The sequence below is a fragment of the Erythrobacter sp. 'gip.4 top 5' genome (genome assembly GCF_056495765.1).
This window is the reverse complement of the sequence record NZ_CP200270.1, coordinates 2,606,502-2,619,834: the sequence shown is the minus strand read 5'-3', so window position 1 is coordinate 2,619,834 and position 13,333 is coordinate 2,606,502. Positions and strand designations below refer to the sequence as shown.

The following is a 13,333-nucleotide window of genomic DNA, read 5'->3' as shown; positions in this document are numbered from 1 at the left end:
TTTTATCAGCCCGGCGCTCCGAGCGTTTCTGTCGGCTTTTCAGTGAATTTGGCCGAAAGCAACGGATAGAGCGTGTCCCAGCTATGGACCTCGTTCAAAAGCTTGCCGTCGAGCGCGAAGCTGGGGGTGCCCTGAACGCCGATGTCGTTGAAATCCGCGCGCGTGTTGTCGACCAGCGCCTTGGCCGCGACATCGTTGACGACGCAGGCGTCCAGTTCGCTTTGCGATTGACCGCGGTTGACGAGCCGCATCGTCAGCCCAAGCGCGCTTGCGGCATTCATTCTACCTGCCTTGTCACCGCGCAACAAGATTGCGCGCTGGCTTTCAGGCGCGGCCCGCGCCTTGTTCAGCCAATCGGCCTGCGTCCGCATCAGGGTTTGGTGGCGGCTTTTGAATCCGGCAGGATCGCCGCATTGGGCCAGCAGCGTCACGGTAAGGTCAAGCGCGTTGCGGATTACCGGACGCACCTCGAGGGCCATCTTCCCCGGGGTCAACAGCGTCAGTTCAAGGGCAGGTTCGCCCTGCGCGGCGAAATCGGAACAGTGCGGGCACGTGTAGCTGATGAATTCGATCAGCCGGGTGTCGGCTTCGGGATTGCCAATCAGGTGGCCGCGCGCTGTGCGCACGATCACCGATTGCCAGCTTCCGGGCGTTCCCTTGCCTTCAAACGCGCTGTCGGGGCGCGATAGGTCTTGCTGGGCCAGCGCGGGGACGGTTGCGAGCGAAATCACGGCGGCTGCGCTGGCAGCGGCGGCAAGAAGAAGCGGCTTTATCATTGCGGGACATCATCCTGTGACGCGGTTTTTTCGCTGTTGCCGAGGCTGCGGGCGAGCGATTCGAGCACGGTGCGCAGTTCGGGATCGCCAATATCGCGCAAGCTATCGCCCAGTTCCAGCGGGATCGGCTTCAAGGACGGCGGCGGCTTGGCGGGCCTGCTGTCGGCGGGCGGCGTCACCGCGCCTTGCCGCAGCTTCACGCGGGCGACGGCGCGATAGCCAAAAAAGCGGTTCACTCGCTCGATAATCTCAGGAACGACCTGCTGGATCAACGGCGCATGGGCCGGGATCACCACCAGTTCGAGGATGCCTTCGACCTTCTCCCCTGGCGGAAAACGGATGGCTTCGGGGCTGCACACGCGGGCGTGGCGCGGGCCGACGATTTCGGGCCAGCGGGTGACGACCGAGCTTTGCACAAAGCCGAACCTGCGGAACGCGGTGCGCCCGATTTCCGGCATGAGATCACCAATCGCGCGCGAACCCGACCCACGCGGACGCGTATAGGGTTTGGCCGTCCGCGCTTTGGCAGGCGCCTTCTTGCGGGGTGCCGCTTCGCTGCCCGAGGCTGGAGGTTTCTTGTCACTTCCCATGATCGCACCCGCCATGCCATAGGCCGCGCGTGACTGCCAGCATCTCTGCATCCTTGCTCGCGTGGTATGATATTCATGCCCGCGATTTGCCGTGGCGCTTGCCGCCGGCCAGTGCGTTGCCCGATGATCCGGCGTGGCCCTATCGGGTGTGGCTGTCTGAAGTGATGCTACAACAGACCACCGTGGCGGCGGTTAAGCCCTATTTTGCGAAGTTCACCTCTATTTGGCCAACGGTCGACGCGCTGGCGGGGGCATATGACGAGGCCGTGATGGCGGCGTGGGCCGGGCTGGGGTACTATTCGCGGGCGCGAAACCTGTTGAAATGCGCGCGCGTCGTGGCCGAATGCGGTGGCTTTCCCGACACCGAGGCCGAGCTTCGCCAGCTTCCTGGTCTGGGCGACTACACCGCTGCCGCAATCGCCGCGATTGCCTTTGGCCAGCGGGCGGTGGTGGTCGATGCCAATGTCGAACGGGTGGTGGCGCGGCTGTTCGCCATTGACGAACCGCTGCCCAAGGCGCGCAAGGCGATCCGCGCTGCGACCGACACGATCACGCCGCACCAGCGTTCAGGCGATTTTGCCCAAGGCCTTATGGATCTGGGCTCGCACATCTGCACCAGCCGGACGCCGCGCTGTATGCTGTGCCCACTGTCCGGCGCCTGTGACGGCCGCAAGGCGGGCGAGCCGGAACGCTTGCCCGTCAAGCCGCCGAAGAAGGCCGTGCCCGAGCGGCGCGGCGCGGCATTCTGGATCACGCGCCCCGACCCCTCTGGCGCGGGCGCCGAAGTCTGGCTCGTCACCCGCCCGGCGAGCGGAATGCTGGGCGGGATGCGCGCTTTGCCCGACGACGGCTGGACGGCGCGCGCGGACGGATCGGGAGAGCCGCCGATTGACGGGGAGTGGCGCACCTGCGGCGCTGTTCAGCACGGCTTTACCCATGCGCAGCTCACATTGCAGGTGCTGGCGAGCGAAACATCAGTTCAGCCCGCAGGCGAGGGGCTCTGGTGGCCGGTCAGCCGGATCGAGGAGGCCGGTCTTGCGACCCTGTTTGCCAAGGCCGCCCAGCTTGCCCTGGGCGCAGACTAGATGATCCCGCCGCCCAGCGACAGGCGCACCGCTGCGATCAGCAGCACGATGATACAGAAATTGCGGCCGCCATTCTTGGATGACATGGCGCCGATTATGATGCCGACCACGATCAGCGGCAGCGCAAACCAGTTGGCCCAGCCGAGCAGCGGGATCTGCGCCGGAATGACGATGATGAGGCTTACAAGGCCGACGAGAAAGGCGATGACGTTGAACATGTGTCTTAGATAAATAAGACACCGCAAAATTGCAACCCGTCTGCCAGCGATTGACCCGCGCTGCCGCCTGCCGCAGACATGACAGCGCACGTCAAGTTCGGAGATTCTGATCCCATGCTTTCCCACGAAACCGCAATGTCTGCCCTTTCCCGCCGTTCGCTGTTTCGCCATGGCGCGATGCTGGCAGGCGGGGCGGCGCTGGCAGGCTTGCCCTATGGTCGGCAATTGCTGGCGCATGATGTCGCGGAAAATTGGCCCAAGGTGGCCGCGATGGCCAACCGTTATGTTTCCGAGCGCAAGCTGGCCAATCTGTTTCTGACATTCGGCTGGGGTCAGGAAGATCACGCGCATACAGTTGGCGGCGGGACGCTCTCATTGGCCAAGCCCGCGCCGGTGGATGAAAATTCGCTGTTCCGCATCTATTCAATGTCCAAGCCGATCACCGGCATGGCGACGATGATCCTGATTGATGAAGGCAAGCTGGGCCTTGATCAGCCGGTGGCGGAGATACTGCCCGCCTTCCGCGACATGAGAGTGCTGGTCGATCCGGCCGGGCCGCTGGACGAGACTGTGCCGGCGAATCTTCCGATCACGATCCGCCAACTGCTGACCCACACATCAGGCCTCGGTTATCAGATCATCAGCAAGGGGCCGTTGCAGGCCGCTTACAACGCACAGGGTCTGGTCGGCGGTCGGGTGAGCCGGATGCCGCTACCGGGCTTCCCCAATGTGACCCCGGCGCCCGGTCTCGCCGTCTGGGCTGACCGTCTGGCCGAATTGCCGCTGATGTATCAGCCTGCCACCAAGTGGAGCTATTCCTGTTCGATCGACCTGCTTGGCCGGGTGATTGAAGTGGTAAGCGGGAAGGAATTCGAGGCCTTCCTCAAGCAGCGCATCTTTGACCCTTGCGGCATGACGAGCACCTGGATGCAGGTGCCCGCTAGCGAGGCGGACCGCCTGACTGACAATTACGGCGTGCTGGGCGGCAATGTCTTCCCGCTTGATCCGGGGGCCAATTCGATTTTCCTCGATGCGCCTGAAGTCCCGGCTGGCGGCGGCGGGCTGGTGTCGAGCCCCAAGGATTATGATCGCTTCCTGCGGATGCTGCTGGGGTATGGCACGATCGACGGCAAATTCGTGATGAGTGAAGAGGCGGTGCGGGTCGGGGTGTCGGATCTGGTTCCGGCGACGGTTGATCTTACCGGCAGCTGGATTGAAGGCGAAGGCCACGGCGCAGGCGGACGCTCCAAGGGTGCGACGTTCGGCTGGGGCGGCGCGGCCGGTACGCTGGCGGCGGTGGACTTCGATCTGAAGCTGCGCACGGGCCTGTTCACGCAGTACATGCCGTCCGAAGCCTATCCGATCCGAGAAGAGTTCCTGGCGGCGATGGAGGCCGATTTGGCCGCGATGCGGGCCAAGAAGAAAGCTGCCTGATGCACGCGCCTGCCGCTGCGCCGCCGATGGCGTTTTCCGGCTCGCCGCTGGACCGGGCCGATCACATCCGCGCAGATGACACGGCGCTGGCGGGCCTGATGAACTGGCGTGCGCGGGTGCTGCTGCTCGATGGGCTGCTGCCGGGCGTGGACGATGCAGGCGGGCTGGTGTGGGGCAGCCTTGCCGATGTGGCCGAAGATGCCGAACTGGTGTTCCTCGGAATGCTGGACGACAAGGCGCATTTCGCGCCGGTTCCCTCTGGCGGCGCGGATGGTCCGGCCTATGCGCAGCCCGCGGCATGGCAGCTGATGCAGCTGCTCTCGCCGCCTGATCTGGCGATCTACGGCGGCGCGCGCAGTCTGGTCGATTGGCACGCCCGGCACCGCTTCTGTGCGCGATGTGGCGGCGCGACCAGGCTTGTGAAGGGCGGCTGGCAACGGCACTGTGATGGCTGCGGTGCGGATCACTTCCCGCGCACTGACCCTGTGACGATCATGCTGGTCGAGCATGAGGACAAGCTTCTGCTCGGCCGCCAGCCGCGCTTTCCGCCCCGGATGTACTCCGCGCTCGCCGGATTTGTCGAACCGGGCGAAACCATCGAGGAAGCCGTCGCCCGCGAAATTCACGAGGAAGCGGGCGTCAGGGTGCGCGATGTGCGCTACCTTGCGAGCCAGCCGTGGCCGTTCCCGAGCCAGCTGATGATCGGCTGCACGTGCGTTGCAGACGATCCGGCGCTGACCATTGACCGCACCGAGCTTGAAGATGCGCGCTGGTTCACCCGCGCCGAGTTGGAGGACGCCCGCGCCGCAGGCGAGCACGGCACCGATCTCCTGTATTTCCCGCGCCCCTTCGCGATCGCACATCACCTTGTGACATGGTGGCTCGACCGATGACGGTGCAGACCCCTTTGGCCCTCATCATTGACATCTATTCCGATGTGATGTGCCCGTGGTGCCTGATCGGATATGGCCAGTTGACCAAGGCGCTGGACGCGCTCGAAGGCGAAATTGCGGCGGAAATCCGGTGGCGGCCGTTCGAGCTGAACCCCGACATGCCGCCTGAGGGAGAGGAGCAAGAGGCGCATTTGCAAAGGAAATACCGCCGCTCTGCCGAAGAGGGTGCTGGTATCCGGGGTCAGATGAAGACAATCGCGGATCAGGCCGGGGTGTCGCTATCGTGGGACGGCGAAGGCGAAGCGCCACCGGCGATGATGTGGAACACGCGTGATTGCCACAAGCTGCTCGCCTTTGCGCTCGAACAGGCGGGGCCGAAGGTGCAAACCGCGCTCAAGCTGGCCCTGTTCCGTGCGCATTTCAACCAGCGTGCCGACCTGTCCGATCACGCGGTTCTGCTTGATATTGCGGCCGGAACTGGCCTCCACCGGGAGGCAGCGAAAGCCGCGCTTACTGATCCCGAACTGGAAGCCCGCGTGCTCGCGGAGGAGGTGCAGGCGTGGGATATGAACATCTCCGGCGTGCCCGCCATGATCGTGAACGGCAAGTTTCTGATCCCCGGTGCACAGGCACCCGACGTCTATGTCAACGCGCTGCGGCGGGTGGCCGAGAAGAGCCGACCGGGGGCCTAGGGCGGGCCTAGCGCAGGCCTAGCAAGGGTCTAACACGGGTCTGGATGCAGTCTGGCAGCCTCAAAGCTACACCAGTCCCAGCCGCTCCAGCTTCATCGCCAGCTTGCCCGGCAGTGCGTCGCCGACATCGTCGCCGTCCGCCAGATCCTTGGGTGCCTTGTCTTCGGTAAGATACCGCCAGCCCTGATGCGCGCGCTTGGCTTGCTGGTGGACGCGGACCAGCTTGGGTTCGAGGCAGATGTCCCAGCGCCCGTCATCGGTCTTGACGAAGCCGGTGATGGTCGACCGCGCCACGATGGCATGGTTGATGATCCAGTACAGCGAACCGCCCACACATTCTTCGTGCCGCGTCGGGCGGTTGCGGGTTGTGAGGCGGATTGTGCCGCGCTCCCCTTCTACGTTGGCATACCATCCGGCGAGATGGTCATAGCTTTTCGCCCCGAAGGCGATTTTGGTCAGGTTGAGCGGCATGGTGCCAATGTGGGCCATTCGGCGCCGCGATCAAGCGTTGACGCGCCTCCCGTCCACAATCAACCGCCGCTTTAGCCGGTCAATCCCAGCGCCACGGCCAGGCCCAGGAAGGCAAAGAATCCCATCGAATCGGTAATCATCGTCACAAACACGCTGCTGGCGACCGCCGGGTCCTGATCCAGCCGTTCGAAGATCACCGGCACGGCGACGCCTGCAAGCCCGGCGATGGCAATGTTGATGACCATGGCGAGCGCGATCACCACGCCCATCATCGGGGTGAACAGCAGCCCGGTCGCCAACCCGATCAGCACCGCGATGGTGGCCCCGTTCATCAGCGCGACGCGAAATTCGCGCCACAAGATGCGTTTGGTGTTGGACCGGGTGAGCTGGTTGGTCGCAATCGCGCGCACCGCCACTGCCATGGTCTGCGTGCCCGCATTGCCGCCGATGCTGGCGACGATCGGCATGAGAATGGCCAGCGCCACCAATTGTTCGATCGCCGCACCGAAAAAGGCGATGATCGAGGAGGCGACCACGGCTGTTCCCAGATTGGCAATCAGCCAGCGCACACGGCTGGAAAAAGCTTCGCGCAGCGGCTCGTTGATGTCGCCATCGCCTGCGCCGGACATAAGCAGGGCATCCTCGCCTGCTTCTTCGGAGATGATGTGGACCACATCGTCCACCGTCATCTGGCCTACCAGCCGCCCGCTTTCGTCCACCACGGCTGCCGATATCAGCGCGTATTTCTGGAACATCAGCGCCGCTTCTTCCTGATCCATCGTCACCGGGATCAGGGTCTGGTCGCGCTTCATCAGATCGGTGAGCCGCACACTGCGCGGCGTGGTGAGGATCCAGTTCAGCGCGCAGGTGCCGACCGGATGGTGGCGTTCGTCGATAACGAAGACTTCAAAGAAATCGTGATCGATATCGCCGTTTTCGCGCAGATAATCAATCAGATCGCCCACGGTCATGTGTTCCGGCACAGCGACGAAATGCCGGCTCATCAGGCGTCCGGCGGTTTCTTCGGGGTAGGCGAGCGCGCTGGACACCGCAGCGCGGGTCTCCGGCTCCAGTTCCGCCATGACTGCGCGCTGATCGGCTTCGTCCAGATCCTCGATCAACTGCACCGCGTCATCGGTGTCGAGCTGTTCGGCGATGATGGCGACTGCGTGCGCGGACAGCGTGTCCATCAGGTCTTCGCGGACGTAATCGTTGAGTTCCGCGATGACATCGCTGGTCATCAGGTCGCTGATCGCCGACGCCAACTGCGCGCGTTCGGACGGTTGCAGCAGCTCGATCAGGTCGGCAATGTCAGCGGCGTGCAGCGGTTCGACGAGATTGTACACCGCGCCTTTGTCACGCGCGGCCAGCGCATCGTGCACCGCGCTGACATAGGCGGGCTTCAGCCGGTTTTCCTCGTCATGCCGCTCATCATCGACCCGGTCGTCCGGGCGCACTTCCGCATCACCCGACTCAAGGCCGTGCTCTGCGGTCAGCAGGTCATCATCAAGGCGGCGATCATCGGCCATGAACAGGCGTTTACGGAGGGGCCTATGAAATGCAAGCGGGGAGGGTGACAGGACGCCTGCAGGCGCTATAGAAGCGCGCAAATCGCTTCAGGAGATACGCACATGGCCGATACCCTTACCCTCACGCTCGACACCGGCGATGGCACCGCCAAGGACGTGGTCATCAAGCTGCGCGCCGATCTGGCCCCCGGCCATGTCGCCCGCATCACCGAACTGGCGAGCGAAGGCTTTTACGATGGCGTGATCTTCCACCGCGTCATCAACGGCTTCATGGCGCAGGGCGGCGATCCGACCGGCACCGGCATGGGCGGCAGCGACAAGCCTGACCTTGCCGCTGAATTCAACGCCGAACCCCACGTCGAAGGCGTCTGTTCGATGGCCCGTTCGCAGAACCCGAACAGCGCCAATTCGCAGTTCTTCATCTGCCTTGACGACGCACGCTTCCTCGACAAGCAGTACACCGCGTGGGGCGTGGTCGAGAGCGGCATGGAACACGTCCATGCGCTGCCCAAGGGCGAACCGCCGCGCAGCCCCGGCAAGATCGTCAAGGCGACTGTCGCTTAAGACCGGCAAGGGGATCGGGGGGGTGACGACACGGTCTGTCGCGGCGGCGCTGTGTGCCCTGCTGCTATCGGGTTGCGTCACCTACCCAGACATTTCGCAATCGCGATCGCCCTGTCAGCTTGAACCTGGCGGGTGGTGCGGCTTTGTTCGCGATGCAGCGGTGGATGCCTTCCCCTACGCGCTGGCCTCCACCAATGCCTACACGGGCGACAGCGATGTCTTCGCGCAGCCCGGGCGAGTCTTGCAGCGGCTTGAGCATCTGCCGATTGCTCCGGAGGATGCCGACAAGGGCTTCGGCTACGAGGTGTTCAATCAGTATGAAAGCGGCAGCGGCAGCAACGCCAACCGCAAGCCGGTGGCCCGGATCATCGCCTTTCGCGGGACCGACTTCAAAGGTTTGAGCGACATCTTCTACGGCAGCCTGCGCAACGACCAGATCGAACTGGCGCTGCGTTATTTCTCGGCGGAAAAGGCGCGACTGGGAACGGATGTGCCGTGGGTGGTTACAGGCCATTCTCTCGGCGGGGCGTTGGCGACCGAGGTGTCTGTGGCACACCCCGAAGTGCGCGCTTACATGTTCAACACCTCACCGTTCTACCGCAGCGAAACTCGCGAGAACGCGCTCAAACGTATCGTTTTCAACGAACGCGGTGAAGCGCTGCGGCGGTTCGCCCGCTATGACGAACCACCGGCGGCCGATGTCTTCACGCTCAATTGCGAGCCGCGCAAGAACGCGATCACCAAGCACAAGGTGCGGCCGCTGGCCGATTGCATCACGTGGATCGCCGCCTACGCCAGCGCCGATGCGCATGAGGTGGTGAAGGCCAACGGCATCCCCAAACCTTTCGTGGAATGCGGCCCGGATGATCGCGCACACCCCGGCCCGTCCTCGTCCAAAGCGGAGCCGTGCCTGCACAACGGCCTGCGCAAGAGCAAGAACGCCAAACGCAGTGGCGATTGAACCGGATCGCCATCGGCGCTAAGGGCGCAGGCCTCATGAAACCAGTCGCGCCTCCCAAAACCTACCGGGTCAAAAGCTTTGGCTGCCAAATGAACGTCTATGATGGCGAGCGCATGGGCGAATTGCTGGGGGCACGCGGCATTACCCCTGCGCCCGACGGCGAGGAGGCCGATCTGGTCATCCTGAACACATGCCACATCCGCGAAAGGGCCGCCGAGAAGGTCTATTCCGATATTGGCCGTCTGGTGAAAGCGGGCAACGCCGCAGACAAGCAGCCGCTGATCGCGGTCGCCGGATGCGTCGCCCAGGCCGAGGGTGAGGAGATCATGCGGCGTGCACCGGCTGTCAGCATCGTGGTTGGCCCGCAGGCCTATCACCGCCTGCCCGACATGCTCGACAAGGCGGTGGGCGGAGAGCGTGCGACTGATACCGATATGCCCGCCATCGCCAAGTTCGACGCGCTACCGCAGCGCAAGAAGCGGGGTCCCAGTGCGTTTCTGACCGTGCAGGAAGGTTGCGACAAGTTCTGCACCTATTGCGTGGTGCCCTATACCCGCGGCGCGGAAATCTCTCGTCCCTTTGCGCATCTGATCGCCGAAGCGCAGAGTCTGGTCGAGACAGGCGCGAAAGAGATCACGCTTCTGGGCCAGAATGTGAATGCCTGGGCGGGTGAGGACGACAAGGGGCGGTCTGCGGGACTGGCGGGCCTGATCCATGCGCTGGCCCGGATCGATGGGCTGGAGCGCATCCGCTACACCACCAGCCATCCCAACGACATGGACGAGGCGCTGATCGCGGCCCACGGCGCAGTCGAAAAGCTCATGCCCTATCTGCACCTGCCCGTGCAAAGCGGCAGTGACCGGGTGCTGAAGGCGATGAACCGGCAACACACGGCAGACGGTTATCTGCGGCTGCTGGAGAAGTTTCGCGCCGTGCGGCCCGATATCGCGCTTTCGGGTGACTTCATTGTCGGCTTTCCGGGCGAGACCGAGGCCGAGTTTGAAGACACGCTGCGGATTGTCGACGCTGTTGGCTATGCCCACGCCTTCAGCTTCAAATATTCTCCGCGCCCCGGCACGCCTGCGGCCACCATGGACGGTCAGATCGCGCCCGAAGTGATGGACGACCGCCTGCAGCGCCTGCAATCGCGCATCGGTGAGCATCAATTTGCCTTCAACAAGGCCAGTGTCGGTAGGACCTGCCAAGTGCTTGTCGAACGCACGGGCAAGCTGCCGGGTCAGTGGCTCGGCAAGTCGCCTTGGTTGCAATCGGTTTGGTTTGATGCGCCGGCAGCGATCGGCGATATGATTAAGATTACCCTTGATGAGGCAGGCCCTAACTCCCTGCGCGGCGTCGTAAACGCAACGTAGTTGCTTACGTTGACACCGATCGTTCGCGCCTTTGAGAATTATAAGCGCCGAAGCTATCTAACAATTCTCATCGATTCTTGCGATTGCTAGACACATCTTGTTGCGAAAGCGCGACGCAAGGTGGTCGTATGACAATCACCTATCAACCTAAGCCCGTATTTTTACGGCTTTCAAAGCGAACCTCATTCTGCGTCACTTCCTACCCGTCGCGTTACGAGTGATTTGTCCATAGACATTATGAGCCGGCGAGTTCGGCGGGATTTCGTAAACGCCGCGCAGGTAAGCCAGATCGAAAGGCGTCAATTCGGGCGGAGCGCCTGCCGGATCCTTGAACAATGTCATGATCGTAGCTGGTTCGCCTCCCGCGAGATCGGTCAGTTCGGCTGTGGGCGCCAGCAAGCGCAGACTGGCATAATCGGCCAACTGGACCGCAGTTTTGCCTTCAATGGCGTTCTTGTCGATCACCACGATCGCTGCTGTGACATCGATTTTGAACGTATTGGAAAGCCGGCCTCCGCCATCAACCGTGCTGCGATTCTCCGGGAATTCGCGGTTCTCGATATCGAATGCCATCCCAGTAAGGCCCATCGGCTTGGTCGACTGCCAGGCAAAGGCCTCGTCCCTCGATTTCAGCATTCTATCAAGCGCCGACTTGCCAATATCACCGAACATCCAGCGGTTTGTTTTACGGATCTGCATAAGGTCTTCGCGACTTTTATCCGTGAAAGCGACCAGCGCGTTTGGCTTGCAGTCACCCTTGTCAACTGGGATCCCGGCAATTTCCGCATTTTCAATAATGCGCGCGGCGAAGCTGTTCACCAACGCATCATTCACCCCAGCTACGGCGAGACACACCCTGCGATGAAAGCGCGGGATTGGACGCGTGGGATTCAAGCGCCCGCTGACTTTACGCGCTAGCTCTCGCACCTGCTCTGCCTGCTGCTTGCGCGCCGATTGAACAAGAATCTCGGCTTCTGCGGTGTCTTTAGTCTCCTGCGCCAAGGCCGGTGCGGATGCACCGGACACGACAAAAAGCGCGGCTACGGCGGCGAGGCAAGCAATCTTTGGTGGCATCGGGTCCTCACTCATCAGTAGCGTCACTCGCCCTTTGCCTGACGCTTAGCCTTGCTGAACGCAAAGCATTTGAACCAAAGGCACTGGCTGGCATTTTGTAAAGCGCGCAAAGTCGGCATGTTGAACCGGATCACGATAGCAAGCGCTCTGGCGCGGGCGGCCTCGACCCTCTTTGTGCTCCCGTTCATTGACCAGACCGGGCGAGGTGTTGGCCCGACGGCTTTTGAACGCTGGCGGCGGCAGGTGGGCCGAGGATGGCATCACTCCAAGATCGCTCCTTCCATCCAAATATCAACTCATTAGTCATTAATGCCGGATGAATATTGTCGTTCCCAAGCTAGCGGCAATGCGCTTGATAACAACACCGCTGATGCTGAATCGATGACTATCCACCACGATCTCGGCGCCGCCTGCTTGCTTTGCTCAAGGCCCGCCCTACCTTCCCGACTCAGGGTCGTGGAACTGTTTCGTGGCCCCAGCCAAAGGAACCTATGGGCCGCAGACCCTCACGAGCCGGACACCCGGCGCTTTCGCCCGATCCGCGCGGCATCCCCGAACCGCGCCGCGCGCGAATTGATCTGACCTTCGAGAATCAGGCCCTGCTGGGGCCGCTGTTCGGGCAGTTCGATGCGAATCTGGTGCAGGTCGAAAACAGGCTTGGGGTCTACATCCACGCCCGCGGGCATCAGGTGGTGATCGAAGGGCCGGAAGACGATGTGGCGCGTGCGCGTGAGACGCTCAAGACCATGTATGACCGTCTGGCCCGGGGCGAGGCGCTGGATTCAGGGGCGATTGAATCGATGATCGCCATGTCGTCCGAACCGACGCTTGAAGGCATTATTGCGGGCGACATGGACGGCCCGCCGATCATGATCCGGACGCGCAAGAAAACCATCGTGCCGCGCTCCGCGACACAGATCGAATATATGCGCAGTCTTGCGAAGGACGACATCATCTTCGCGCTCGGTCCGGCAGGGACGGGCAAGACCTATATCGCCGTGGCGCAGGCCGTCAGCCAGTTGATCACCGGGAGCGTCCAGCGACTGATTTTGTCGCGCCCGGCCGTGGAGGCGGGCGAAAAGCTCGGCTTTCTGCCCGGTGACATGAAGGAGAAGGTCGATCCCTATCTGCGGCCTTTGTATGACGCGCTGAATGACTGCATGCCGCCCGAGCAGGTTGAGCGGCGGCTGGCCAATGGCGAGATCGAAATCGCGCCGATTGCCTTCATGCGCGGGCGCACGCTAGCGGACAGCTTCATTATCCTCGACGAAGCGCAGAACACCACGCGCGAGCAGATGAAGATGTTCCTCACCCGCTTCGGCCAGAACAGCCGGATGGTGGTGTGCGGCGATCCGCGTCAGGTCGACATTCCGGGCGGACCGCGCATGAGTGGGCTGAATGATGCGGTTGAGCGGCTGGAGGGCGTGGACGGTTTCGGCACGATCCGCTTCACGGCGGCGGACGTGGTGCGCCACCCGATCGTGGGCCGCATCGTTGAAGCCTATGAGGGCAACGGCGAAGACGCCTAGGTCAGGGGAGGGGCGACGCGCAGCGCGCCTGCCGCCTGATGATCGATGAGCGATACAGTCCGACCGACGAAACCGCGTTGTGCGGACATCGGCGGACTGTTAGCAACATGATGATTTAATTGCCGAGCTTGGCGTACGTCCGGGCGC

Annotated in this window: 14 protein-coding genes; 8 read left to right on the top strand and 6 right to left on the bottom strand. The window is 62.8% G+C overall.

The features are described 5' to 3' along the window. Positions 1 to 5: 5 nt before the first annotated feature. Both ACRANW_RS12700 and ACRANW_RS12695 read right to left on the bottom strand, forming a co-directional pair. Complete coding sequence (locus tag ACRANW_RS12700; protein WP_479432134.1) at positions 6 to 776, bottom strand: DsbA family protein; 771 nt, start codon at positions 774 to 776, stop codon at positions 6 to 8. Further along, positions 773 to 1,381 carry a DUF721 domain-containing protein gene (locus tag ACRANW_RS12695; RefSeq protein ID WP_479432133.1) on the bottom strand — a complete coding sequence of 203 codons (609 nt, stop codon included), beginning with the start codon at positions 1,379 to 1,381 and terminating at the stop codon, positions 773 to 775. Before ACRANW_RS12695 ends, ACRANW_RS12700 begins: the two co-directional genes overlap by 4 nt. Positions 1,382 to 1,395: 14 nt before the next feature. On the opposite strand from ACRANW_RS12695, the gene ACRANW_RS12690 reads away from it, so the two are divergent. Next, positions 1,396 to 2,451 (top strand): A/G-specific adenine glycosylase, encoded by a 1,056-nt coding sequence (locus ACRANW_RS12690; RefSeq protein ID WP_479432132.1) that lies wholly within the window; start codon positions 1,396 to 1,398, stop codon positions 2,449 to 2,451. Here the strand turns inward: ACRANW_RS12690 and ACRANW_RS12685 are convergent. Further along, positions 2,448 to 2,669, bottom strand: coding sequence for a hypothetical protein (locus ACRANW_RS12685; RefSeq protein WP_479432131.1), 222 nt, complete (start codon positions 2,667 to 2,669; stop codon positions 2,448 to 2,450). The genes ACRANW_RS12690 and ACRANW_RS12685 overlap by 4 nt on opposite strands. Before the next feature lie 114 nt (positions 2,670 to 2,783). On the opposite strand from ACRANW_RS12685, the gene ACRANW_RS12680 reads away from it, so the two are divergent. From ACRANW_RS12680 to ACRANW_RS12670, 3 genes are read left to right on the top strand one after another with little or no spacing between them, the layout of a single operon-like run. Then, on the top strand, positions 2,784 to 4,103 hold the full coding sequence (locus ACRANW_RS12680) for a serine hydrolase domain-containing protein (protein WP_479432130.1): 1,320 nt from the start codon (positions 2,784 to 2,786) through the stop codon (positions 4,101 to 4,103). Further along, the gene (nudC, locus tag ACRANW_RS12675) at positions 4,103 to 4,996 is read left to right on the top strand and encodes an NAD(+) diphosphatase (RefSeq protein WP_479432129.1); all 894 of its coding nucleotides are present in this window, start codon (positions 4,103 to 4,105) and stop codon (positions 4,994 to 4,996) included. The genes ACRANW_RS12680 and nudC overlap by 1 nt, the downstream gene beginning before the upstream one ends. Continuing rightward, positions 4,993 to 5,688, top strand: a complete 696-nt coding sequence (locus ACRANW_RS12670) for a DsbA family oxidoreductase (protein ID WP_479432128.1) — start codon at positions 4,993 to 4,995, stop codon at positions 5,686 to 5,688. Before nudC ends, ACRANW_RS12670 begins: the two co-directional genes overlap by 4 nt. Before the next feature lie 66 nt (positions 5,689 to 5,754). Here the strand turns inward: ACRANW_RS12670 and ACRANW_RS12665 are convergent, their stop codons facing one another. Next, positions 5,755 to 6,159: a DUF1489 family protein gene (locus tag ACRANW_RS12665; RefSeq protein ID WP_479433948.1), complete on the bottom strand. Its 405-nt coding sequence runs from the start codon at positions 6,157 to 6,159 to the stop codon at positions 5,755 to 5,757. A 71-nt stretch (positions 6,160 to 6,230) separates the two neighbouring features. Beyond that, complete coding sequence (gene mgtE / locus ACRANW_RS12660) at positions 6,231 to 7,688, bottom strand: magnesium transporter (RefSeq protein ID WP_479432127.1); 1,458 nt, start codon at positions 7,686 to 7,688, stop codon at positions 6,231 to 6,233. Between the two features lie 102 nt (positions 7,689 to 7,790). On the opposite strand from mgtE, the gene ACRANW_RS12655 reads away from it, so the two are divergent. From ACRANW_RS12655 to miaB, 3 genes are read left to right on the top strand one after another with little or no spacing between them, the layout of a single operon-like run. Further along, on the top strand, positions 7,791 to 8,252 hold the full coding sequence (locus tag ACRANW_RS12655; protein WP_479432126.1) for a peptidylprolyl isomerase: 462 nt from the start codon (positions 7,791 to 7,793) through the stop codon (positions 8,250 to 8,252). A 22-nt stretch (positions 8,253 to 8,274) separates the two neighbouring features. Next, complete coding sequence (locus tag ACRANW_RS12650) at positions 8,275 to 9,213, top strand: alpha/beta fold hydrolase (protein ID WP_479432125.1); 939 nt, start codon at positions 8,275 to 8,277, stop codon at positions 9,211 to 9,213. Positions 9,214 to 9,248: 35 nt separating this feature from the next. After that, positions 9,249 to 10,583, top strand: coding sequence for a tRNA (N6-isopentenyl adenosine(37)-C2)-methylthiotransferase MiaB (miaB, locus tag ACRANW_RS12645; protein ID WP_479433947.1), 1,335 nt, complete (start codon positions 9,249 to 9,251; stop codon positions 10,581 to 10,583). Between the two features lie 192 nt (positions 10,584 to 10,775). Here the strand turns inward: miaB and ACRANW_RS12640 are convergent, their stop codons facing one another. Continuing rightward, a complete protein-coding gene (locus ACRANW_RS12640) occupies positions 10,776 to 11,672 on the bottom strand; it encodes a hypothetical protein (protein ID WP_479432124.1) in 897 nt (298 codons plus the stop codon). 476 nt (positions 11,673 to 12,148) lie between these two features. Here ACRANW_RS12640 and ACRANW_RS12635 point away from each other — a divergent pair, with 476 nt between their 5' ends. Further along, positions 12,149 to 13,186, top strand: a complete 1,038-nt coding sequence (locus ACRANW_RS12635; RefSeq protein ID WP_479432123.1) for a PhoH family protein — start codon at positions 12,149 to 12,151, stop codon at positions 13,184 to 13,186. Positions 13,187 to 13,333: the final 147 nt, after the last annotated feature.